General features: G+C 50.4%; 22 protein-coding genes. 14 read left to right on the top strand and 8 right to left on the bottom strand.

Annotated features, from left to right (window positions below; all coding sequences use genetic code 11):
• The first annotated feature begins 54 nt into the window (after positions 1-54).
• Genes B5F75_RS03785 through B5F75_RS03745 form a run of 9 tightly spaced genes read left to right on the top strand, consistent with a single transcriptional unit; the run spans position 55 to position 7,939 of the window.
• Positions 55-1,800 carry a GspE/PulE family protein gene (locus tag B5F75_RS03785; RefSeq protein WP_087288103.1) on the top strand — a complete coding sequence of 582 codons (1,746 nt, stop codon included), beginning with the start codon at positions 55-57 and terminating at the stop codon, positions 1,798-1,800.
• Between the two features lie 22 nt (positions 1,801-1,822).
• On the top strand, positions 1,823-3,052 hold the full coding sequence (locus B5F75_RS03780) for a type II secretion system F family protein (protein WP_087288101.1): 1,230 nt from the start codon (positions 1,823-1,825) through the stop codon (positions 3,050-3,052).
• A 14-nt stretch (positions 3,053-3,066) separates the two neighbouring features.
• On the top strand, positions 3,067-3,582 hold the full coding sequence (locus B5F75_RS07685; RefSeq protein ID WP_087288099.1) for a prepilin-type N-terminal cleavage/methylation domain-containing protein: 516 nt from the start codon (positions 3,067-3,069) through the stop codon (positions 3,580-3,582).
• A 53-nt stretch (positions 3,583-3,635) separates the two neighbouring features.
• On the top strand, positions 3,636-4,097 hold the full coding sequence (locus B5F75_RS03770; protein WP_087288097.1) for a type IV pilin protein: 462 nt from the start codon (positions 3,636-3,638) through the stop codon (positions 4,095-4,097).
• 3 nt (positions 4,098-4,100) lie between these two features.
• Positions 4,101-4,673, top strand: coding sequence for a prepilin-type N-terminal cleavage/methylation domain-containing protein (locus B5F75_RS03765; RefSeq protein WP_087288095.1), 573 nt, complete (start codon positions 4,101-4,103; stop codon positions 4,671-4,673).
• 10 nt (positions 4,674-4,683) lie between these two features.
• Positions 4,684-5,181 carry a hypothetical protein gene (locus tag B5F75_RS03760; RefSeq protein ID WP_087288093.1) on the top strand — a complete coding sequence of 166 codons (498 nt, stop codon included), beginning with the start codon at positions 4,684-4,686 and terminating at the stop codon, positions 5,179-5,181.
• The gene (locus B5F75_RS03755) at positions 5,178-5,912 is read left to right on the top strand and encodes a PulJ/GspJ family protein (RefSeq protein ID WP_087288091.1); all 735 of its coding nucleotides are present in this window, start codon (positions 5,178-5,180) and stop codon (positions 5,910-5,912) included. Before B5F75_RS03760 ends, B5F75_RS03755 begins: the two co-directional genes overlap by 4 nt.
• Before the next feature lie 10 nt (positions 5,913-5,922).
• The gene (locus tag B5F75_RS03750; RefSeq protein WP_087288089.1) at positions 5,923-6,351 is read left to right on the top strand and encodes a hypothetical protein; all 429 of its coding nucleotides are present in this window, start codon (positions 5,923-5,925) and stop codon (positions 6,349-6,351) included.
• A gap of 13 nt (positions 6,352-6,364) precedes the next feature.
• A complete protein-coding gene (locus B5F75_RS03745) occupies positions 6,365-7,939 on the top strand; it encodes a gluzincin family metallopeptidase (protein WP_087288087.1) in 1,575 nt (524 codons plus the stop codon).
• A gap of 109 nt (positions 7,940-8,048) precedes the next feature.
• Here the strand turns inward: B5F75_RS03745 and B5F75_RS03740 are convergent, their stop codons facing one another.
• The 3 genes from B5F75_RS03740 to B5F75_RS03730 form a co-directional block, all read right to left on the bottom strand.
• Positions 8,049-9,401 carry a glutamine synthetase family protein gene (locus B5F75_RS03740; protein WP_087288085.1) on the bottom strand — a complete coding sequence of 451 codons (1,353 nt, stop codon included), beginning with the start codon at positions 9,399-9,401 and terminating at the stop codon, positions 8,049-8,051.
• 172 nt (positions 9,402-9,573) lie between these two features.
• A complete protein-coding gene (locus B5F75_RS03735) occupies positions 9,574-10,590 on the bottom strand; it encodes a hypothetical protein (protein ID WP_087288083.1) in 1,017 nt (338 codons plus the stop codon).
• Between the two features lie 222 nt (positions 10,591-10,812).
• The gene (locus B5F75_RS03730) at positions 10,813-11,331 is read right to left on the bottom strand and encodes a hypothetical protein (RefSeq protein WP_087288081.1); all 519 of its coding nucleotides are present in this window, start codon (positions 11,329-11,331) and stop codon (positions 10,813-10,815) included.
• A 148-nt stretch (positions 11,332-11,479) separates the two neighbouring features.
• Between B5F75_RS03730 and B5F75_RS03725 the strand changes: the two genes are divergently transcribed.
• From B5F75_RS03725 to B5F75_RS03705, 5 genes are all read left to right on the top strand, one after another.
• The gene (locus B5F75_RS03725) at positions 11,480-12,067 is read left to right on the top strand and encodes an ATP-dependent Clp protease proteolytic subunit (protein WP_087288079.1); all 588 of its coding nucleotides are present in this window, start codon (positions 11,480-11,482) and stop codon (positions 12,065-12,067) included.
• Positions 12,068-12,297: 230 nt separating this feature from the next.
• On the top strand, positions 12,298-14,832 hold the full coding sequence (lon, locus tag B5F75_RS03720) for an endopeptidase La (protein ID WP_087288077.1): 2,535 nt from the start codon (positions 12,298-12,300) through the stop codon (positions 14,830-14,832).
• Between the two features lie 96 nt (positions 14,833-14,928).
• Positions 14,929-16,479, top strand: a complete 1,551-nt coding sequence (locus B5F75_RS03715) for a glycosyltransferase family 39 protein (protein WP_087288075.1) — start codon at positions 14,929-14,931, stop codon at positions 16,477-16,479.
• A 55-nt stretch (positions 16,480-16,534) separates the two neighbouring features.
• On the top strand, positions 16,535-16,711 hold the full coding sequence (locus B5F75_RS03710) for a pilin (RefSeq protein ID WP_087288073.1): 177 nt from the start codon (positions 16,535-16,537) through the stop codon (positions 16,709-16,711).
• A 23-nt stretch (positions 16,712-16,734) separates the two neighbouring features.
• A complete protein-coding gene (locus B5F75_RS03705) occupies positions 16,735-17,040 on the top strand; it encodes a hypothetical protein (protein WP_087288071.1) in 306 nt (101 codons plus the stop codon).
• Between the two features lie 60 nt (positions 17,041-17,100).
• Here the strand turns inward: B5F75_RS03705 and B5F75_RS03700 are convergent, their stop codons facing one another.
• The 5 genes from B5F75_RS03700 to yajC form a co-directional block, all read right to left on the bottom strand.
• Positions 17,101-17,793: a lysophospholipid acyltransferase family protein gene (locus B5F75_RS03700; RefSeq protein ID WP_087288069.1), complete on the bottom strand. Its 693-nt coding sequence runs from the start codon at positions 17,791-17,793 to the stop codon at positions 17,101-17,103.
• The gene (locus B5F75_RS03695) at positions 17,793-18,428 is read right to left on the bottom strand and encodes a hypothetical protein (protein ID WP_087288066.1); all 636 of its coding nucleotides are present in this window, start codon (positions 18,426-18,428) and stop codon (positions 17,793-17,795) included. Before B5F75_RS03695 ends, B5F75_RS03700 begins: the two co-directional genes overlap by 1 nt.
• Before the next feature lie 103 nt (positions 18,429-18,531).
• Positions 18,532-19,548, bottom strand: coding sequence for a protein translocase subunit SecF (gene secF / locus B5F75_RS03690; protein ID WP_087288064.1), 1,017 nt, complete (start codon positions 19,546-19,548; stop codon positions 18,532-18,534).
• Complete coding sequence (gene secD / locus B5F75_RS03685; protein ID WP_087288062.1) at positions 19,545-20,960, bottom strand: protein translocase subunit SecD; 1,416 nt, start codon at positions 20,958-20,960, stop codon at positions 19,545-19,547. Before secD ends, secF begins: the two co-directional genes overlap by 4 nt.
• Positions 20,960-21,271, bottom strand: a complete 312-nt coding sequence (yajC, locus tag B5F75_RS03680; protein WP_087288060.1) for a preprotein translocase subunit YajC — start codon at positions 21,269-21,271, stop codon at positions 20,960-20,962. Before yajC ends, secD begins: the two co-directional genes overlap by 1 nt.
• Positions 21,272-21,366: the final 95 nt, after the last annotated feature.

Genomic DNA, 21,366 nt, shown 5'->3' with positions numbered 1-21,366 from the left:
AACGGGGGCAGGTGTGTAAAAAAACGAACACAGGGTTTAATTGAGGATTAGGAAATGGCAAAACAGTTAAGTGAAATTTTGATGGAGCAAGGTACTTTGACCGCGGAGCAAATAAAACGCGCGCAGCTTTATGCCAAGCAAAACAATGTATCCGTGGCGGAAGCGATTGTGAAGTTCGGTTTTGCTTCCGAAGAAGAAGTAACGGTGGCGCTCTCTAAACATTTTGCCGTTCCCTACGCTTCTAAAGAAAACGGCATTTTGGTGCCGGAAAGAGAACAAAATTTGCAGGAAATTATCCCGGAAAAGTTTGCCCGCGAAAATATGGTTATCCCGCTGTTTATAGAGGATGATGAATTGGCGGTGGCTTTGCTGGATCCGACCAATATGTTTTTGCTGGACAATATCAAAATGATGTCCGGCAAACAGGTGCAGCCTTTTATCGCCAGCAAAAGCCAGCTGCTGCGGGTGATTGATTCGTTCTACTCCAACAAAAATTTGTTGGAAGAAGTGATGAACGAAGCGGCCAAGCCCATTTCGGAAGAAGTTTCCGCCGCCACAGCCGAAAGTGATGAAGAAGTGGAAGTGACTGGCGTATTGGATTTGGATAAAGTTTCGCCCAACTCTTCCCAATATGTAAAGCAGGTAAACGCTATCTTGCGCCAGGCCATTTCGGAACGTACGTCCGATATTCATTTGGAAATGTTTGATGAACGCGTGAGCTTGCGCTTCCGCATTGACGGTTCGTTGTATGAAAGAACTCCACCGGCCAAAGAATCCGTAAACGCGATTATTTCCCGTATTAAAATTTTGTCTAAATTGGATATTGCGGAAAAACGCTTGCCGCAGGACGGCAGTTTTACAATCCGCTACCAGAACCGCTCCATTGAAGTCCGTGTGTCTGTGTGCCCGGCCGTGTATGGGGAAAAACTCGTGCTTCGTATTTTGGATAAAGGCACGGGGGAAATGAACATTGACAAACTGGGTTTTGAGCCGGATCAAAAAAAGGCCTTCTTAGAAGCGGCCAACTTGCCGCACGGGCTTATTTTCTTGACGGGGCCCACCGGTTCGGGTAAATCTACTACCTTAAACGCGGTACTGACCACCATCCGCACGCCAGAACTGAACTTTATGACGTTGGAAGACCCGGTGGAATACAAATTGGCCGGGATCAGCCAGGTGCAGGTAAAGCCGGCCATTGGGCTTACGTTTGCGGCGGGGCTGCGCTCGTTCTTGCGTCAAGACCCGGATGTGATTCTGGTGGGGGAAGTCCGCGATAATGAAACTGCGGAGGCGTGCCTGAAAGCCGCTTTGACCGGTCACTTGGTGTTGTCTACCCTGCACACCAACGACGCGTTAGGCGCCGTTCCCCGTTTGATTGATATGGGTATGGAACCTTTTCTGTTGGCCAGTTCGCTGGCGCTGGTAGCTGCCCAGCGTTTGGTGCGTATTTTGTGCCCCTATTGCAAAGTGCCCCATATCCCGGATTCGGCCATGCTGGCGCGTATCATTCAGGAAGGGCATTTAAATCCGCGCGATCAAAATTCGTGGACGTTTTTTAAATCGGTAGGTTGTCCGAAGTGCTTTGGCACCGGTTTTATGGGCCGCCGCGCTATTTATGAAGTATACCGCATGACGGAAGAAATGCGTACGATTATTTACAAAACGCAGGACTTGGTGGAACTCAAACGCGCAGCCGTGCGTTCGGGGGCGCTGAACTTGCGTGCCAATGGGTGGCACAAAGTCATCCGCGGGCTGACGACGGTGGATGAAATTTTAAGCATTACGACGGCAGACGAATAACGTATTGTAAAAAAGAGGGTTTATGCAAAAATATACGTATACGGTAAAAGATGCCAACGGAAAAACGCTAAAAGGTTCCGTTTCGGCGGATAATAGAGAAAAAGTTATTTTGGCTTTGCAAAATAAAGGCTACCTCGTGTTGGAAGTAAAAGAAGGCACGAGCGGTTTGTTTGGCGGAGGCGGCGGTTCCAAGACGCGCAAAAAAGGGGGAAAAGTCCCGGGGCATGTGTTGGCGTTCTTCGCCGAGCAGCTTTCCACGTTAATTGCCGGCGGTGTGCCGTTGGTGCGTGCCGTTTCGCTGTTGGGAGAATATGCCTCTAACCCTACGCTGGGCTATGTGCTGACGCAGGTCGCCAAAGATATTGCCGGCGGGCAGTCGTTGCATACGGCGCTCTCCCATCATCCCAAGACCTTCAGCCATATTTGGCTGTCGCTGGTGCAGGCTGGCGAAGTGGGCGGGCAGTTGGCCGATACCTTGATGCAAGTGGCCCTCTATACCAAAACCCAAGAATCAATGAAAAGCAAAATCATCACGGCTATCACCTACCCGGCGATTTTGACTATTGCTTCCGTAGGCGTGTTGGTTTACTTCATTTTGGGCATTGTACCTACTTTCGCGCAAATCTTTAAAGATTTTAACATTGATTTGCCGATGATTACCGTCATCGTATTAAATGTATCGGGATTACTGATTAATAACGGTATTTTGCTGATTGTCTTGACCGTCTTTTTGATTGTGGCGTTTCGGTTCTATATCAAGACGACCGACGGCAAAAAGCGCTGGCACTCGTTTTTGCTGTCGATGCCGATTTTTGGCAACTTCTTAAAAAACATTTATTACGATCGGATGCTTTCCACCCTCTCTACCCTTCTTAAAAGCGGGGTAACCATTTTAAACGCCATTTTGGTATTGGAAGAATCGTTTGACGGAAACGTGATTATCCAAAACGCCTTGAAGCATGTGCGGGCGGAAGTAGCGGCCGGAAAGTCCATTTCCGAATCGTTCCGCGATACGGGTGTATTTCCCGGACTGATGACGGAAATGATGCTGATGGGGGAAGAATCCGGTAAGCTGCCCAGCATTATTGCCACGCTGTCCAAATTCTATTCTGATAACGTAGACCAGTTTATTGCCCGTTTCTCGGCCGTCATTGACCCAATCCTGATCTGCGGCGTCGGTGTGCTGATTGGTATCATTGTGGCGTCCATTTTCTTGCCTATTTTCAAACTTTCCCAAATCGGCGGGAACTAACAGGAGGTCTACGCATGAAAAAACAAAAGGGCTTTACCCTGTTGGAAGTGCTGATTGTGGTGGTGATTGCGGTGTCCGTGGCGGCGTTTGCCGTGCCGGCATACCAAAAGACGCAAGACCGCAACCGCTATTTGGCGGCACAAGGGGTGCTGATTGATTTTGGAAATGGGGTGAGAACCTTACAGGCCGAAGTGGATTTTCAGTTTCCATGGACGACGCGCAACGTAACCTCCTCGCTGCAAACGACGTCTTTGGATGAAGATGCCGAAATTACCCGTTCAAATGCTTCCACCGCCTTGTTTGCGCGGAAATACGCGGCCCCCATTCCGTTTGATTTAAGCAATAGCTATAAAGGGTATTATTTTTCTTTTTGTCCGGAAAATGTGGCCAGTTCTGGCAATTGCTGTCAAGGAAACAAAGATGTGGTAGTTTGCATGTATGATTCCAAATACAAGTCCCGACCGACAAAGGGCCAGTATTACGGGGCGGTGTATTTAAAAGACGGCACGATTCAGCGCATTTCTAAATAGCTTTTGGCTTGACATCCGTCTGAATCGGTGCAATACTTTAGTAAGGGAATAATATGAAGAAAAATAACAAGGGGTTTACGCTTTTAGAGCTGTTGATTGCGGCTACTATCATTGGCATTTTGGCGGTATTTGCTACGGTTGCCTATCGCGAGAGTGCCGCGGAAACGCGTTTGGCCGGGGCCAAAGCCCAGGCGGAAGCCTTAGCCAATGCCGTGCAGCGCTATCGGATGGATCCGGCGGCGTGCACCCTCATCACCTCTAATTCTACGTTAAACATCAGCAATTTAGTAAATTGCGGGTATTTGGAAAAGAGTTTTTCGTATTTACTGGAGGATCCGTATTTTTCTTTTGAAATATGCACCGGGGGAAACTCGATTATTTGTCCCTCGTCTACATATTTGGCTTGTATGTCGGGGAAAAGTGAAAAATTGCCCAACCGCTATTTAGCCAAACAAGGATATTTGTATTGTTTTGAAAATTCGGGAAGCGTATTAGAAATAGTTGGAGCCAATTAACATATGAAAAAGGGATTTACGCTAATGGAAATTTTGGCTGTGCTGTTGGTGATCGCAGTGGTGGTCTCCATGGCGGTTCCGGTTTTTCGTTCCGTGCGGTACGAAGTTAAAAACGGGCAGGCCAAGGCGGCGGCCAAAAAAATGGCGGAAGCGATGCGTTCTTATTATCAAGTCAGCCGCGGGTTAGGCGTAAAGCAAGAGTGCTTTACCCCTTCTACTACGGCGGGAAATGCGGTGGTCATGGCGGCGCCGTCTGCGTGCGTGTCTCCCACTTCGGACGGAATCCCCTATCAAAACAGTACCACAAATAATTCTTCCCGCTCCAGCTTGTCGCAGTTATTTGCGTGCGGGTATTTGTCGTTTAAAGATTTTTCGGGGTTACCCTATGAATTTTGTGCGTGCAACCCCATTTCCGGCGGGGCGCAGCCTACCAAATGCCAGATTACCGAAACGGTGGGCACCAATACGCCGTTGGTGGTGGTGCGCGGTGCCAGCGGGGCCGGCAAAAAATATACGAGCAGCAGCTATCATATTTTCGTGAACCAAACCATGAAGCCTCAGGATAATGCGGATTAGGGGGACGGAAATGAAAAAGATTTTGAGCAAAAAAACGGGTGTAACGGTGCTGGAAGGGCTAATTGCCTTGGGCCTTTTGGCGCTGGTCGCGGCAGGCACTTTTGGCGTGCTGCTTTCCGTTTCGCGCAAAGCCGGGACGCCGGACATCCGGGAATCCATGATTTTGGCGGTAGAGCGCGCCAATGAACAATTGCAAATGTATCCGCCGGTGCTGTATTTGTCTTCCGATGCGGAAATTCCTTCGGAATTGAGAAACGGCTTGTGCGGAGGGGACAACAACCCCTTGGCGATCGGGCGGACGCATTTTATCAATTGTATGCTGCCACCGATTTGTGACAGAAATACCTCCAGTTTTTACTATACCACCGGTACGGAAAAAGTGAATATGTCGGTTCCTTTTTCTGCCAACTACAATGCAAATGGCATGGTGGAGGGCTGGGGGGCTTCGCCCTATGCTTCAGTGATAAGCGTGAAGTATTATATTACGTGTAACGGATTTACGCTATGAAAAATAAAAAAGGGTTTACACTGACGGAAATTTTACTGGCCGTGATGATTGTGGGAATTATCGGGGTGGCGTTGGCCGCGCTTACGACGGCCGCTTCGCGGGAATCCGGAGTGGGGCGCAGTAAAATTTTATTACGCAACAATTTGTCTATTGCCTTGCGGCAGCTGCGCGACGATATCCATGCTTCCAGCCGGGTAATGTACGTGCGCGGGCGGATAGATTCTTCCTCTGAAGGGGCGGTAACCCCGTTGTTGTTGCTGGCCAAGAACATTAATTTAAATAACAATGCCATTAACAGTATGGTTACTCCCTCGTACGTGACTTATTGTTTCGTTACCGGCGGCACGACGGCTACGCCTACCGGGGCTCTTTCCAAAGGAACGATTTACCGCCGGGAGAGTTCCTCCGTTCCCACTTGGGACGGAATCGCTCCTGTCTGCGGTACGCCTGATACGGACGATAATTTTGAAGTATTTTTACATAATGTAAAGTTTATTCCGCCCATTGGTTCGTCGGGCGATTCCAAGTATTATCCGGTGCCTTTGTTTCGCTTGTCCGGCTCGGATGCGGAATATAGCGAGAAGGACGCCGTATCGGTGGATTGGCGGCGGAAAGACTTAGCCAGCGTGCTGGTGCTGAAAATTATTACCGAACTGGACAGCACGCCTATCGTAAATGACGTAGTGGAAGAAACATTTATTTTGCCCAATGGCTTTCGGGTAGAAGACTGAGGGGTTTTGTATGTGGAAGAATAACAAAGGGGCGGCTTTACTGCAAGTTTTGCTGATTACGGTCATTCTGGCGGGGATGGCAACGATGTTGCTTCGGGCCAGTTTGTCGCGCGTAACGGCGGCCCGCAAGACGCGGCGTACGGTTTCGGCCCAAATGTTGGTTAACTCGTGCATGGCGGAAGTAAACACCTTATGGTCTATCAAAAATTCGGAGGCCTTTTCGCGGGATTTGCGCCAATGCATTATGTACTGCAACTCCACGAATGTCACGTCGGCCTGTTCAACGGCCAATTCGGTGCGCACCCACACTTGCCACATTCCGGTCAACGGGAAAACCTACGACGTTACGGCCGAATTTACCACCACCTATCCTACGGCCGATAATGCCCGCAAATGCAAGTTGACCTATACCATAGAATCGGATACGGATACCTTATAACGGATTAAGCCCTATGAAAAAGAGCCTTCTGTTTTTAATGTCGTTTAGTGTGGCGCTTTCGGTCAGTGCCCAACAGCCGTCCACTGCGCCGGCGGTTTCGCCTTCCATTCAGGTGTCCACGGCGGTGCAAACCCCGCAGTCTAATATCGATTTATTAAAACAATCGCTGCAAACGTCTTCCAATGTGATGGGGACGGCTTCTTCTATTGAAGTTCCTCCACCGGCGCCTATGCCCGTTTCCCAGCCGCCGGCGGCTTCGTCCACCACCTTGGATATGCCGCTTGAAATGGGCGGTACGGTGCAAAGCGTGCAGACCACCGTTGCGGCCCCGGCCAAGCAACTTTCGCCGGCGGCGGCCAAACGCGTACAGCAAGCCAAAGAAAAACGCGCCCAGGCGGCACAGGCAAAGCCGACTGCTTTGGAAAAAGATATAGAAAAGTCCAACGCACTGCTTCCCGCCTCTCAGCAGCAAGCCTCCTCTTCTGAAGAAACGGAAGAACTTTCGCCGGAAGAAGCCGCGGCCGAGGCGGAATTGGAATATGCCGTAAAAATGTTGGAAAAATCCAAGGAAGCGTTGCAAACGGCGGGGCGCTCCATTCCTCCGTCCGCCGCGCAGAACCGCCCCAAAACCGTACCGGCGCCCAACAAAAAATTTGACCCCAATGCCTACCGGCCGGGTGTTACGTGGGTATTGTCCAAAAGCACGCATTTTGATATCTATACCCAAAAACGCTCTACCGGCATCAGCTCTTCCAATATGTCCATGACGTTTGAATCGGCCTACCAAACCTTGCGCCGATTTATTCCGTGGATGATGTCCGGTCGGGTGCGCGTGTTTGTGTATCAGGATCATCAGTCTTACCTGCGCTATGAGCCCAACGCCAAAGCGTGGACGCGCGCCATGGCGTACCCGACGCGCGGGGAAATTGTAGTCTATGACGAGCCCGGCAAAACGCAGGAATTAAAAGAAGTATTTACGCACGAGCTGACGCATATTTTTACCCAGCAATTTTTTGACAGCCACAAAACCGGCCGCATTATGACGCCCACTTGGCTGGATGAAGGCTTGGCCGTTCTGTTGGAAGACCAAGCGTACAACGGCCTCAAAGGCGGCCCGTGGAACAATGATTTTAAAACGCTTAATTTCCAGCGGGATCCTTCCACGGAAGTGGCCTCTTTCGGTTCGTCTTCCATGTTTGGCTCGGCCAAAAAACTAACCGCCAAAAAACCCGGAAAACCGCTTTATTTGGTTCCGTTTGCCGAATTTATGGAAGAAGGTTCCTTAAACGCGGCAGAAGGCCGCGGCAAAACGCAGGATTGGTATTTCCAGGCCTATTTGATGGTGCGCTTCCTGCTCAATCCGGCGGGGGGAGCTTCTCCGTCCAATCGTATGCAGTTTGAGCAATTTACCCGCCTGCTTTCGGAAGGGGAAGCCGTGCGCAACCCTTCTACCGGGTTTTTGGTCAAAGATTCCCGCGGCAAAACGGTCTATCAGCCCTATTCGGTGGAAAAGGCCTTGGGCCGGGCGTACCGCTATAACTCTATTGCCAATTTTGAAGATAACTTCTGGCGGTGGGCGGACAAATAACCCCGGTGATTTTTTACACGCCCCGTGCTTGCGCGCGGGGCGTTTTTGTTTGGGCTTGAAATAAAAACACCCCGGTTGGGCCGGGGTGTTTTGAATTTTTTCAGTACGCTTAAAGTACGGAAAGATATTTTTCCAACTCATAGCTGGAAACGTGGGTGCGGTAATTGTCCCATTCAATATCTTTGTTGGCAATGAACTTTTCAAAAGTATGGTCTCCCAGTACTTGGCGCACCAATTTGGAATGGCGCGTATAGTTCACGGCTTCGTACAAATAGGCCGGCAGGGTATCTATGCCGTGCGCTTTGCGTTCTTGCGGTGTCATATGAAAGATATTTTCTTCCGTAATCGGCGGCACTTGCAGTTTGCGTTTAATGCCGTCCAACCCGGCGCCTAACATAACGGCAAAAGCCAGGTACGGGTTGCAGGCCGGATCGGGGAAACGGCATTCAATGCGGGTGGCGTTGGCCTTGCCCTGTTTGGCTTGCGGAATGCGCACCAAAGCGCTGCGGTTTTTGCGGCCCCAGGCAATGTAGGCAGGGGCTTCAAAGCCCGGCACCAAGCGTTTATAGGAGTTTACCCACTGGTCTGTTACGGAGCAGATTTCTTTTACATTGGCCAAAATGCCGGCGATGTAATGGCGCGCCGTTTGGGATAAGTACAGCGGGTCTTTTTCGTCAAAAAAAGCATTGGAGCCGTTGGCAAACAGGGATTGATGCACGTGCATGCCGCTTCCGTTTACATGGGCCAACGGTTTGGGCATAAAGGTGGCATAAATGCCGTTTGCGGCCGCCACTTGCTTGACGACGGTGCGGTACGTAATGACTTGGTCGGCCATTTTCATGGCTTCGTCGTAGCGAAGGTCAATTTCGTGCTGGGAAGGGGCCACCTCGTGGTGGGAATACTCCACATGGATGCCCAATTTTTCCAGCATTTGCATGGTTTGGCGGCGTACGGCGTAGGAGGAATCCAGCGGAATCGTGTCAAAATATCCGCCGCAGTCCAGCGTTTCGGGATGTTTGTTGTCTTTGAAGTAGAAGTACTCCAACTCCGGCCCCACCATAAATTGGTCAAAACCGGCCTTTTTCATTTCCGCCAGGTTCTTTTTAAGGATGTAGCGCGGGTCGCCTTCAAACTGCTTGCCGTCCGTCGTTTTGATATCGCAGAAAAAGCGTGCAATGGGCGCGCCGGTAAATTCCGGCGGAAACATTTGGAAGGTGTCCAAATCCGGCAAGGCCACCAAATCGGACTCGTACAACCGTGCAAACCCTTCCACAGAGGAGCCGTCAAACCCCATTCCTTCGTTCATTGCATATTCAAATTCTCGGTAAGAAAGAGAAAGAGACTTTAAATTGCCCAGAATATCCACGAACCACAGCTTAATAATTTGGATATTATTCCGCTCGGCCAAAGCTAAAATTTCTTTAATTTTTTCTTTTTCTTCAGCGTTTCGTTGAATTGTCATAGCAACCTCTTTCGGGCCGGCAGAGAAATTTCGGGTACGGGCCGACCAACAATTTTTTATTGTACATTTTTTCCCGCCAAACGGAAAAATTTATTTTCCCTGAAAAACAACGATTAAACCCCGCAAAAAAAATCCCCGCCGAAGCGGGGATTTTTGTAATGTCGGATAAATCTTATTTGCCGGTGTGCGGTTTAACCGGTTTGATGACTAGTTTGAATCTGCAGTAGTGGGTGCCGGCGGCGTTTAGGTTTTTAGGATCCCGCAAGTTGACCGTGCATTCCGGGCAGCGCACCCTGCAGTCCATCCCTTTTGCTACGGTGCATTTTTGGTTGTTTTCTACAATCGGTTCTCCGCAGTAAATGCAGTATTCTACCGTGTCTTTTTGGGCAGTTTTGCACACGTGTTTGGCGCCGTGGTATTTTTCGTCAATCGTGTACGCTTTGCCGCATTTGGGGCAGACGGAGGGAACACTGTCCGTGCGTTTAGCGGGCTGATATTCCTGCGTCGTGCAAAGAGAGGTGCAGCTGGTTGCTTGGCAGTGTTGGCCTTGGGACAGAATTTCTTCTCTGCAGCGGCAGCAGACGGGCGCTTGTTCTTCTTGGGTGTTTTCCGCTTGGCAGACGTGTTTAGCGCCGTGGTGTTTTTCGTCAATCGTATAAGCTTTGCCGCATTTGGGGCAGACGGAGGGAACACTGTCCGTGCGTTTGGCGGGCTGATATTCCTGCGTCGTGCAAAGAGAAACGTAGCCGGAGGCCGCGCAGTGCTGTCCTTTAGAAAGGATTTCTTCGCCGCAGCGGCAGCAGACGGGCGCTTGTTCTTCTTGGGCGTCTTTTACTTGGCAGACGTGTTTAGCGCCGTGGTATTTTTCGTCAATCGTATATTCTTCACCGCATTTGGGGCAGACGGAGGGAGTGCTGTCCGTGCGTTTGGCGGGCTGATATTCCTGCGTCGTGCAAAGAGAAACGTAGCCGGAGGCCGAGCAATGCTGGCCCGGGTACAAAATTTCTTCCCCGCAATAACAGCAAACTTTCTTTTGATGCTGGCGCACCGCTTTGACGGCCGCGCGTTCAATGCTGGCCGAAAGCCCTTCTTGTGCGGTGCGGGCCGACGATTTGGGGGCTTGGGCAAAAACCGGGGCTGTAATCAGGACAGCGGTTAAAACGGCTAACATCCATTTCAGATTTTTCATTGTTCCTCCACGAAAAGAATCGGTGTAAATAGAATTTCCTTACCTGTAGTTTAAATAAAATAAATCGATTTGCAAAGGGCCTTTGGGCCTAGGCCGCGGCTAAAAAAAGACCTAATTTAAAATAGGACTGTTTTCTAAGAGGGTGTCGTTCAAAATCGGTACCAGTCCGTTTGTGTATATCCAAGAAAAAGGCCCGGATGCACCGGGCCTTTTAATTACAGCTTATTCTGCAAAAGAAGATTGAATTTCCGCGCTTAAGATATTGGATACTTTTCCTAAGAGCAGGCCTTTTTGATTGGCGTACATAATCGCCGTCAAAAACGTAATATAGACGCCGGCTTGTCTGTCGTAGGAAGCGGCGGGGTAGACCGTCTGGTTTTTAAGCAGCAAATCCGTCAGCTGTTCAATCATCGGTTCAATTTCATCCACTACATCGTCGGACGAGGTTTCAATTTTGTTTAGCGTAGCCGGGATGTTGGATTCCAACAGCGAGGCGATGGCTTGGTCGGTCTCGGTCATAGAATTTAAATCGCGGTGGGCGTCAAAAATCATAAAGCCCATAGTAAGCGCCTGCTGGGTATTTTTCAAAATCTGCGGATCGGCGGCTTCTTCTTCTACGGTCGCTGCCGCACTGGAGACGGACTGTTCAATAAGCGCGCTGTTGCTGGAAGAATTTCCGGCAAAAGCGGCGGTGGAAACGGCTAAGGTGGCCAATAAGGCAAAAAATTTATTTAGTTTCATACAACCCTCCCAAAAAGTTTATTTCCTTCTTTTATCCTAATAAATCAACTCCCGAAAAACAAAGGTCTTTAGGCCTAGGTCTTGCCGGATAAAAGGCCTAATTTTTTTTGGGCCCCGCAGGTTTTGAAAATATACTACAATGTAAAATATGATTATACCTACTATTATTGAAAAGAACGTTGGATATGATATTTTTTCCCGCCTGCTTAAAGACCGCATCATTTTTGTAGGCGGACGCGAGGGCGAAGTGGATACTGCCAGCGCGAATATGATTATCGCCCAGCTTCTGTATTTGGACGCGGACGACCCCAACCGGGAAATCAACCTCTACATCAACTCTCCCGGCGGCTTGGTAACGGCGGGCTTGGCTATTTACGACACGATGCAGTTTATCAAAGCCCCTATCACCACTATTTGCATGGGCCAGGCCATGAGCTTTGGCGCCGTCTTGCTGGCGGCGGGCTCCAAGGGCAAGCGCTACGCCCTGCCGCATGCGCGCATTATGATCCACCAACCCTTAATTTGGGGGGGCGGCATTTCCGGCCAGGTAACGGATATTGAAATTGAATCCAAAGAATTGCGCGACAATAAAGAACACCTGCTGGATATTTTGGCCAAACACACCGGGCAGGACAAAGAAAAAATCCGCCGCGACAGCGAACGCAACTATTATATGTCCGCCCAAGAAGCCAAAGAATACGGCTTAATTGACGAAGTGCTTCCGCTCAAAAAATAACATTTTGGCGGTTTTTTAGAACGCAAGGAACGAAATAAAAATTTCGTTCCTTGTGTTTTTTTAGAAGGGGAAAATAAAAACACAGGCGGTAAAATCCTTTCAAAACTAGCAGACAAACAAAACATTTGCTAATTTTAAAACAATTTGCTACAATTTATAAACTAAGCAGCAGGGGATCCTAAAAATTGCTTCTTACAAACACGATTTACCCACTTAGTAAGGGAGAACATATGGCAGAAGAAATTAGAAGAACAACTCTTTCGTTACCGACGGTAGTGCCGGCAGTCGCCATTCGGGATGTGGTGATGTTTCCGGGGATGTCGCTTCCGCTTTCGGTAGACCGCGAAAAATCCATTGCGGCGGTAGAGCTGGCGCTCAATACGCCGGAAAAGTATATTTTGGCGGTTTCCCAGAAGAATGCGGAAATAGAAGAACCCAAAGAATCCGACATTTACCATTTTGGCGTGATTGCCCAAATCACCCAGAATTTAAAGATGCCCGACGGATCTATGAAGATTTTCCTGCAGGGCCTGGCCCGTGCGCGCGTAACCAAGCTGGAAATGAACGATGTGGCGGGCTCGTGGTTTGCCACGGTGGAATATATTGAGGAAGAAGAAGACGATTCCCCGGTGGTGCAGGCCTTAATGCGCAAAGTGTTAGACGAGTTTGACCACTACGCCCGCGTGTCGCACCGCATTGCGGTGGAAGGGGTGTCGTTCCTGCGCCAGATTAATGATCCGTCCAAACTGGCGGACACGGTGGCGTCCAATATGTTGGTAAAAGCTTCCCAGCGGCAGGAAATTCTGGAAGCGGTGCACATTAAAGACCGCTTGGAAAAAATCTTAAAGCTCATTACCAGCGAAGTGGAAATTTTGGGGCTGGAAGAAAAAATCCACTCCAAGGTGCGCGCTCAGATTGAAAAGAACCAGAAAGAATACTATTTAAACGAGCAGATGAAAGCCATCCAAAAGGAGCTGAGCCAAAAGGATGATTTTCAGAAAGAACTGGATTCCTTGCGGGCCAAAGTAAAAAAGAACGGCCTGCCGCCGCACGCCAAAGAAGCGGCCGAAAAGGAAATAGAACGGTTGTCCAAAATGGCGCCGTTTTCGCCGGAGGCTACGGTTTCGCGCACGTATTTGGACTGGCTGGTGAACATGCCGTGGAACAAAACGACCGAAGACGTGTTGGACTTGAAAGAGGCCAAACGGATTTTGGACGAAGATCACTTCGGCTTGGAAAAACCGAAAGAACGTATTTTGGAATACTTGGCGGTCAGCAAGCTGACCAATTCCCTGCGCGGGCCGGTGCTGTGCTTTGCCGGTGCGCCGGGCGTGGGGAAAACGTCTTTGGCCAAGTCCATTGCGCGGGCGATCGGGCGCAAGTTTGTGCGGATGTCGCTGGGCGGCGTGCGGGATGAAAGTGAAATCCGCGGCCACCGCCGCACTTATATCGGCTCTATGCCCGGGCGCATTATCCAGGGCATCAGCAAGGCCAAAAGTTCCAACCCGGTGTTTTTGCTCGACGAAATCGACAAAATGGGTTCCGACTGGCGCGGAGATCCGGCCGCGGCGCTTTTGGAGCTGTTGGATCCGGAGCAGAACAAGGAATTTACCGACCACTTCCTGGATGTGCCGTTTGACGTGTCTAAAGTGATGTTTATCACGACGGCCAACTCGCTGGCCAATATTCCCAGCACGCTTCGCGACCGCTTGGAAATTATCGACTTTGACGGCTACACCGAGTACGAAAAACACGACATCGTGGATAAATACCTCTTGCCCAAGCAGATGAAAATGCACGGCCTGAAGGAAGGCCAGCTTGAGGTAACGTACGATGCGGTATCCCTGCTGATGCGCGATTATGTGCGCGAAGCCGGGGTGCGCAACCTGGAGCGGGAAATCGGCTCGCTGTGCCGCAAAGCTTCCAAGATGATTGTGGACGGCGCCAAAAAGGTAACCGTCACCAAGGAAAACCTGCACGAATTCTTGGGCGTGCCCAAGTATTCCAATTTCGCTACGGAAGAAAACGGCGTAGGCATTGCTACGGGCCTGGCGTGGACGAGCGTGGGAGGGGAAACCCTGTCTATTGAAGCCACCAAACTGCCCGGCAAAGGCCAGCTGATTTTGACGGGTATGCTGGGCAACGTGATGAAGGAATCCGTCCGTGCGGCCCTGACCTATGCCCGCAGCCGCGGCTATGGCGAGGGGATTGATTTTGATAAGACGGACTTTCACGTTCACTTCCCGGAAGGAGCCGTGCCCAAGGATGGGCCGTCTGCCGGAAGCGTGATTACGACCGCCCTTACCAGCTTGCTGACGGGCCTGCCCGTTAAAAAGCACTTGGCGATGACGGGCGAAGTAACCATTACGGGCCGCATTTTGCCGGTGGGGGGAATTAAGGAAAAATTCCTGGCCGCCTACCGCGAAGGGGTCAAAACGATTCTCTACCCGCACACCAACGAGAAGGACGTTTCCGAAGTGCCGGAACGGGTGCGCAAAGAGATGACGCTCATCCCCGTCAAGCATATGGACGAAGTCTTGCCGCTTGCGTTGGAAGGCTGGAAAGAGTTTGAAGCCAAACTGCAAAAGAAAGCCCATGCCAAAAAACGCGGCGCCCAAAAACATAAAAAGGCGGCCCAAACGGTAAAAAAAGCGGCGGCTAAGAAATCCGCCCGCCCGGCTAAAAAAACCGCCAAAAAGGCCTCTAAAAGCCGTTCGGCCCGCCAAACGGCGTCTGCCCGCCGCAAAGGCGCAAGACGTAAATAAAACATGTTTCAAAACCGCAAAAACCCCGGGCAAAAACCGGGGTTTTTTGCGGTTTTTCATTGCCTAATGCAAAACTAATTTCATACACTATACCATATGAGTATTTCCAAGATTTATTCGTTTCTTACCCGAAATAAGGTGCTGCGCTTTATTTTAACGGGATGTATTTTTGTAGCCATTGTCGCTGCGGTAATTTGCCGGTTTAGCTTGTTTTCCATGTCGTTTGAATACGACGAGCTGTTTACCGCCGTTACTTCGGATCCCGTGCTTTCGCTGGGATGGATTTGGAGCAATTGGCTTGTGCCGGATGTACATCCGCCGCTGCACAATGTATTGTTGTGGGTATATAATCATTGGATGCCGTACGGGCCGGAGTTTTGGCTGCGGCTGCCGAGTGTCATCTTAGGCGTAGGGGCGTTGGCGTGCGGGTGGTGGCTGTTTCCCAGAAGATTTGGCAAAACGGCCCGGCTGATTTTTGTGTCGCTGTTGGCGTGCCATCAATATATGATTTTGTACTCCCAACATGCCAGAGCCTATGCGCTGATGTTGTTCCTGTCCGTATTGCTTACGTTTTGGTTTTTGGATATTTCGCGCAGAATTTGGCACGGGAAACGGATTGCTGCGTCGTTGTGGGCCAAATATGCGTTGGCGGCCTTGTTCCTGTCTTGGAGCCACTATTTCGGCACCTTGTTAGTAGGCATATTTTATATTTTGCTGTTTTTGCAGGCGTGGCGTTACAAGCAAAAGCTGAAACCGTTTATTGTGCTTCCCGTCATTACGGGCCTTTTGTTTTTGCCGTGGATTATTCCCAATTTTTTGGCCCAGCTGCAGATCCATCGTTTTGAAGAAAACAATTGGTGGGCCAATCAGGACGCCTCGTGGTATATGGTCAAATCCAGCCTGCGTTTTTTTGTTTTTTCCCGCACGGGTATTGCGGCTTTTGCCGTGTTGGTGGCGGGGGGCGCAGTCGGGCAGATTCTCCAGCGGGTACGGGGGCGTTTGTGCCCGTTTGCGCGGGAAAGGCTTCTGCTGCTTACCGCCGTGCTGGCGGTGGCGGCCGTTACGTCTTTGATCTCTTTTAAGATGTTTTTGTTTATAGGCCGTTATTTTACCCCCATTTTGCCCGCTTTGTTTTTATGGGTGGCTCTTATTACGGCACGGGTGGTGCGGAAAAACAATCTTTTCCGGGCGGTGCTGCTGGTGTTACTGGTGGCGGAAGTGTGGACGTTTACAATCCAGCGCAAAGCGTTGCTTAATCCCACGATGCTTCCGGCGCGCTTGGTAAGCCAATTCTATTATGATTTTTTCCGCGGACGTGAAGTGATGGTCTTGGCGGTGGAGGCTTTTCCGCCCAGGGCCATGCCGGCCATGTACGGCTATTATATTCATAAAGTGTATGGCGTGAAAGCAGACGTAACGGAATTGGTGCATTTGAACCCGCAGGAACGGGAACGGGTGCTGGCGCGCAACAAAGATGCGTTTGTTTTTATGCCCAATTGCGAAGAAGGGAAATTGCGGAAAGTGGCAGACCAGTGGAATAAACATCTGAACATATACGGAAATTTAGGAAGCGTGTGTTTGCTGTTTATAACCGATCAGCCGGAAACGCCGCCTGCCGGGCCGAAGCCCATTGCGGCGGTCAAGTAAAGGACTTAGCGGAAAAGGGCCTTGACTCGTTTTTTTTTTTTGATAAATTTTGCGTATGAACAAAGTTTATCAAAAATCCTTCTTCGGCATTAAAAACGGCGGATTTACGCTGATAGAATTGTTAGTCGTGGTGCTGATTATCGGCATTTTGGCGGCGGTTGCGGTGCCGCAGTACAAGTTGGCCGCGGCGAAAGCTCGGTTTACGCAGCTGCAGGTTGCCGCCCGGCTGTAGTGAGCAGTTTAGAGCGGTATTATATGGCTTCCGGGAAAATGCCGGATAGCCTGGACGAGCTGGACGTAACCCCTCCCCAAACTTCTTTACTTCAAATTATTGTAGTGGGAAAAGATCATGTCCGCTTTCAAATGCCCAGCAAGTTAAAGGGCCTGTATTACATGTGGTATCCGTATTTTGTAGGCACCTCTTTGCAAAGCAAACACTTTTGCAATGTGGAATCTGGGGATGCTTCCGTACGGGAAGAAGCCAAAAAAATATGCCGTGCCGTTTCCGGGCGGGAGCCGGATAATTGTGGTACTTACGGCTGCCGCTATCCCATGTATTGAATTGCTGGTAAATAAAAACCCCCGGCGTTAAGGCCGGGGTTTTTTATGGGGAGATAAAAATTACGCTTTGGTGTTGTCAAAGGGTTTATGATTAATAAACCGTTCCGATTGATCGGTGGCCCAGTTGAGCTGTTTTTCCAGTTCCAAAGCGGCGGTTTCCATATCTGCGTCTGACTTTACATACACGGCTTTTCCGTAGGTAAGGGCCGTTTTTCCAAACGGAAGCGGCACGCGCATTTTATCCCATGAGCCCACTTTTATTTTGTGGCTCAAGGCCGTTCCTACCGGAATAATGGGCAAGCCCGTTTTGAGCGCCAAAAACAAAATGCCGTGCTGCACTTTGTAAATGGGGCCGCGGGGGCCGTCCGGCGTGAGCATGGGGTGGTAGCCGGCTTCGGCAATGTTTTTAAGCTTAATCAGCGCGCGCACGCCGCCGCGGGTGGTGCTGCCGCGCACGGCTTTCATTCCGAATTTGGGCAGGCAGCGGGCGATGTATTCTCCGTCGTCGCTTAAGCTGATCAGCGCACAGATTTTCTGCCCCCGGTAGGGATATAACAAAAACAGCTGTTGGTTGTGCCATACGGCAAAAATATAGTTCTGCCCTTCTTTTTCAAACCGCAGGGCCTCTTCGGATTTAAACCAGTAGATGCGCGTCGTCCACCCCAAAAATACGGTGTACCAATAGGCCAGCGTGGAACCGATGACGTGCTTCCAGGATATTTTTTTCTTTTCAAGCGAAGTGGGTCTAAACATTATTTCTTTCCTTTTTTGCGGCTTTTTTGCCACGGCACCAAAAATACCGTACTGATGCGGGGGGTTAGCTCTCCGTCAGCCGTTACGGAGAGGTCAATTTTCTCCGCGTTTAAATTCTGTAAAATCACCGGCAATGCCTTTTGCGCCAGCACCGGCTCCAAGCGTACGGCTTCGCGCAGCAGTTTTGGCGCGGCGGCCGCCCCAAAGGGGGGCAAATATACAAATTGCAAGTCCAGCGTTTCGCATTCTTCTTTTTGGGCTTGCTCTTTTACCAGTTCCGCCACGAAGGTAACCGCGCTTCTTAAAAATTCCAATATCACAATCATCGCCGCCGTTTTGCGGTCTTCATTGGTGATATTGTTTAAGAAAGGCTCCAGCTGCCCGCCCAAGGTTACGGCGCAGGCGCTGAACATTTCTTTATAGAGAACGTTTTGGTCGTCCAGTTCCCAGTGGGCGTCTTGGTTAAATTCATACACCACGCCGGGATCCAACAATTTAAAAATAGCCAAAATAAAAGCCGTTACTTCCGCCTCGCTGGTAAAACCGGCCCGACGCAAGAGGGGCAGTTCACGCAGCAGCTTGCGCAAAATTTCGCGCTGGCGGGAAGCGATTTTGAAACGTTTAATCTTTCGCATAGCAATGTCCTTTCAAACGGCTTACAGAAAAGTCCCGCCCGGCGGGGCTGTTGTGTAAAACGTTTGGCAGGGCCTTCCCAAGCGGAAAGGCCCTGCGTAAAACTTATTTTCTGTTTCTGCGCGTGCGTTTAATTTTGGTTACGGTCTTTTTAGGCGCATACCCTTCCGCCGCGGCTTCTTCGCGTTTTACCGGGGCAGAAAGCTTGGCAGCCGTTTTGTTTAAATTGCTGCCATCGTTCATTTCCCCGTGGCTCCAGGTGTACACCAGCGGAGTCGTCAGCGCGATGGTGCTGTACACGCCGGAAATACAACCCACCAGCATGGCAAACGCAAACGAGTTGATCACTTCCCCGCCGAACAGATACAACACCACAACCGCAAAAATTACCGTCAGCGTGGTAATAATGGTGCGGGAGAGGGTTTCGTTGATGGAGAGGTTGATAAGCTCGCCAAATTTCAGTTTGGGATGCAGGTGGATGTTTTCGCGCATACGGTCAAAAATGACGATGGTGTCGTTGATGGAGAAACCGGCCACCGTCAGGAAGGCCGCCACGACCACCAGGTCAATTTCGCGCTGGGTAAGCGAGAAAGCAAACAGCATGACAAACAAATCGTGGAACAAGGCAATTACGCCCGACACGCCCCACAAAATGTTGCTGAAGCGAAACGCCACGTAGATGATGATAAACACCAAAGACAGCAAAATAGACCACAAGGCTCTTTCCGTCATATTTTCGCCGACGGCCGGGCCTACGGAGTTGGTCAGCAGTACGGTGTAGGGGACGTTTAACGTATCCAAGGCTTTTTCAATACGGGCTTGGACGGCGCCCACTTCATCGGACGTGCTTTTTTCGCTGATGGCGAACGAGTGATCCCCGAAGGACTGCAGCTCCGACTGGGTGCCGGTGGCGGACAGCGCTTCGCGGATGGCGCTCATTTCTACGGGGGCGTCAAATTTTACCTGCACCATGGTGCCGCCGGTAAAATCAATGCCCATGTTGAATCCTTTGGTAAAAAAGCAGATTACCCCGCCCAACAATACCAGAGCGAAGAAAATGTAATAAGCTTTTCTGTATTTAAGGAAATCAATGTTTGTTTTAGGAAGTAACTTTAACATCATAAACTGATCTCCTTGGTGTTAGAAGTAAGGATCAACTCGTAGATGGCGCGCGTAATAAATACGGCGGTGAACAAGCTGACCGTTAAGCCGATAATCAGCGTGACGGCGAACCCTTTTACCGGGCCGGTGCCAAACTGCAGCAAGCACGCACCCACGATGATGGTGGTGATGTTGGAGTCAAAAATGGCAGACCAGGCTTTATCGTAACCCAAGTTGATGATTTCGTACACGGGTTTGCCCAAGAGTTTTTCTTCGCGCATGCGTTCAATGATCAGCACGTTGGCGTCAATGGCCATCGCCAGCGAAAGGATCATACCCGCAATGCCGGGCAGCGTAAGCGTGGCGGAGAAATAGCTCATGATGGCTACGGTAAATACAAAGTTCAGCAGCAGGGCGATATCTGCAATAAAGCCGGCGGCTTTGTAGTACACCAGCATAAACAGCAAGATGATCACCAGCGCGTAGAACGAGGCCGACAGACCCGATTTAATAGAGTCTTCACCCAAGGTCGGGCCGATGGTTTTCTTTTCAATTACTTTGACGGGGGCAGGCAGCGCGCCGGCTTTGAGCACAATGGAAAGCGAGCGGGCTTCTTCGGGGGTAAACGTACCGGAGATGCGGCCGTCTTTGGTAATGCGGGATTGCACCACCGGGGCGGACTGGACGGTGTTGTCCAACACGATGGCCAGTTGTTTGCCGATGTTGGAGCCCGTCAGCTGGCCGAATTTGCGGCTGCCTTCGGCGTTAAACGTAAACGCCACTTCGGGGTAGCCGTTTTCGCCCATCATCACCACGCGGGCATTTTCCAAATCGGCTCCGGTCACGGGGGCCGTATCGGTTACCACGCTGTAGCCGCCTTCTTTGTTGCGCATAATCTGGTAGCCTTCCGGCACCAGTTTGGCAATTTCCGGGATGAGGACGCCGTTGTCGTCAAACGGTTTTTCGGTGGATTCCACTTTTTCCAGCGCTTTTTGGGCGGCGGAAGTATCGTTTTTAACGATGCGGAATTCCAACATGGCCGTTTTGCCGATCAGTTCTTCGGCGCGCTGCGGATTGGAAACGCCCGGCAGCTGCACCATAATCCATTTATCGCCCTGGCGGGTGATTTGGGTTTCGGCCAAGCCGTATTGGTCAATGCGGTTGCGGATGATTTCCACCGCGCGGGCCATGGCTTCGTTAAGCGGTTCTTTGGCGCTTAATTTGGAAACGTCCAGCTCTAAAAGCAGACTGGAGCCGCCTCTTAAATCCAACCCCAAATTGAGCATTCTTTTGGGGCGTTCGCCCAGCGTGTCCAATTTTTCACGCTCGGCCAGCGGTTTGGAATACCACTTGTAGTTGGGGTAAATCAGGTACAAAGACCCCAGCAAAATGGCGATGATAAGTCCCCATTTTACGGCTAACTTGTTAGACATTACTTGGCGCCTCCTTCTTGGGCAGCGAGCTGCGCGTCGGCAGGAAACCCGACGATGGCGGTTTTGAGTACGGTCAGTTTCACGTTTTCGGCAATTTTCACTTCAATTGCGTTGTCTTTGAAACCGGCCACCGTACCGATGATTCCGCCGGGAATAATCACTTGGTCGCCTTTTTGCAGCGCGTTTACTTTCATCATCAGCTCCTGCTCGCGTTTTTTCTGAGAGCGGGCCGGCAGAAAAATCACCACAAAAGCAAACACCAGCAAAAGCAGCCAAAAGAACATTCCACCACCTTGGGCTGTCGTTTCCATAGGTTACATCCTCCGGTTAAGAATAGAAATACACATTGTTATTTTAGCATATTTCCCGTCGTTTCGGCAGACGGCGTAATAGAATAAACGCCCGC

Source organism: Elusimicrobium sp. An273 (assembly GCF_002159705.1).
In the GTDB taxonomy this organism is placed as follows: domain Bacteria; phylum Elusimicrobiota; class Elusimicrobia; order Elusimicrobiales; family Elusimicrobiaceae; genus Avelusimicrobium; species Avelusimicrobium gallicola.
Note: the sequence above shows the minus strand (reverse complement) of the source record. Positions and strands in the feature narration are given on the sequence as shown.

Coding starts and splice junctions, on each gene's coding strand:
- B5F75_RS03695 (WP_087288066.1), bottom strand. CDS start 18,428: ATGCGAAAGATTAAACGTTTCAAAATCGCTTCCCGCCAGCGCGAAATT.
- secF (WP_087288064.1), bottom strand. CDS start 19,548: ATGATGTTAAAGTTACTTCCTAAAACAAACATTGATTTCCTTAAATAC.
- B5F75_RS03745 (WP_087288087.1), top strand. CDS start 6,365: ATGAAAAAGAGCCTTCTGTTTTTAATGTCGTTTAGTGTGGCGCTTTCG.
- secD (WP_087288062.1), bottom strand. CDS start 20,960: ATGTCTAACAAGTTAGCCGTAAAATGGGGACTTATCATCGCCATTTTG.
- B5F75_RS03750 (WP_087288089.1), top strand. CDS start 5,923: ATGTGGAAGAATAACAAAGGGGCGGCTTTACTGCAAGTTTTGCTGATT.
- B5F75_RS03785 (WP_087288103.1), top strand. CDS start 55: ATGGCAAAACAGTTAAGTGAAATTTTGATGGAGCAAGGTACTTTGACC.
- B5F75_RS03705 (WP_087288071.1), top strand. CDS start 16,735: ATGGCTTCCGGGAAAATGCCGGATAGCCTGGACGAGCTGGACGTAACC.
- B5F75_RS07685 (WP_087288099.1), top strand. CDS start 3,067: ATGAAAAAACAAAAGGGCTTTACCCTGTTGGAAGTGCTGATTGTGGTG.
- yajC (WP_087288060.1), bottom strand. CDS start 21,271: ATGGAAACGACAGCCCAAGGTGGTGGAATGTTCTTTTGGCTGCTTTTG.
- B5F75_RS03780 (WP_087288101.1), top strand. CDS start 1,823: ATGCAAAAATATACGTATACGGTAAAAGATGCCAACGGAAAAACGCTA.
- B5F75_RS03765 (WP_087288095.1), top strand. CDS start 4,101: ATGAAAAAGGGATTTACGCTAATGGAAATTTTGGCTGTGCTGTTGGTG.
- B5F75_RS03735 (WP_087288083.1), bottom strand. CDS start 10,590: ATGAAAAATCTGAAATGGATGTTAGCCGTTTTAACCGCTGTCCTGATT.
- B5F75_RS03725 (WP_087288079.1), top strand. CDS start 11,480: ATGATTATACCTACTATTATTGAAAAGAACGTTGGATATGATATTTTT.
- B5F75_RS03715 (WP_087288075.1), top strand. CDS start 14,929: ATGAGTATTTCCAAGATTTATTCGTTTCTTACCCGAAATAAGGTGCTG.
- B5F75_RS03730 (WP_087288081.1), bottom strand. CDS start 11,331: ATGAAACTAAATAAATTTTTTGCCTTATTGGCCACCTTAGCCGTTTCC.
- lon (WP_087288077.1), top strand. CDS start 12,298: ATGGCAGAAGAAATTAGAAGAACAACTCTTTCGTTACCGACGGTAGTG.
- B5F75_RS03710 (WP_087288073.1), top strand. CDS start 16,535: ATGAACAAAGTTTATCAAAAATCCTTCTTCGGCATTAAAAACGGCGGA.
- B5F75_RS03755 (WP_087288091.1), top strand. CDS start 5,178: ATGAAAAATAAAAAAGGGTTTACACTGACGGAAATTTTACTGGCCGTG.
- B5F75_RS03770 (WP_087288097.1), top strand. CDS start 3,636: ATGAAGAAAAATAACAAGGGGTTTACGCTTTTAGAGCTGTTGATTGCG.
- B5F75_RS03760 (WP_087288093.1), top strand. CDS start 4,684: ATGAAAAAGATTTTGAGCAAAAAAACGGGTGTAACGGTGCTGGAAGGG.
- B5F75_RS03700 (WP_087288069.1), bottom strand. CDS start 17,793: ATGTTTAGACCCACTTCGCTTGAAAAGAAAAAAATATCCTGGAAGCAC.
- B5F75_RS03740 (WP_087288085.1), bottom strand. CDS start 9,401: ATGACAATTCAACGAAACGCTGAAGAAAAAGAAAAAATTAAAGAAATT.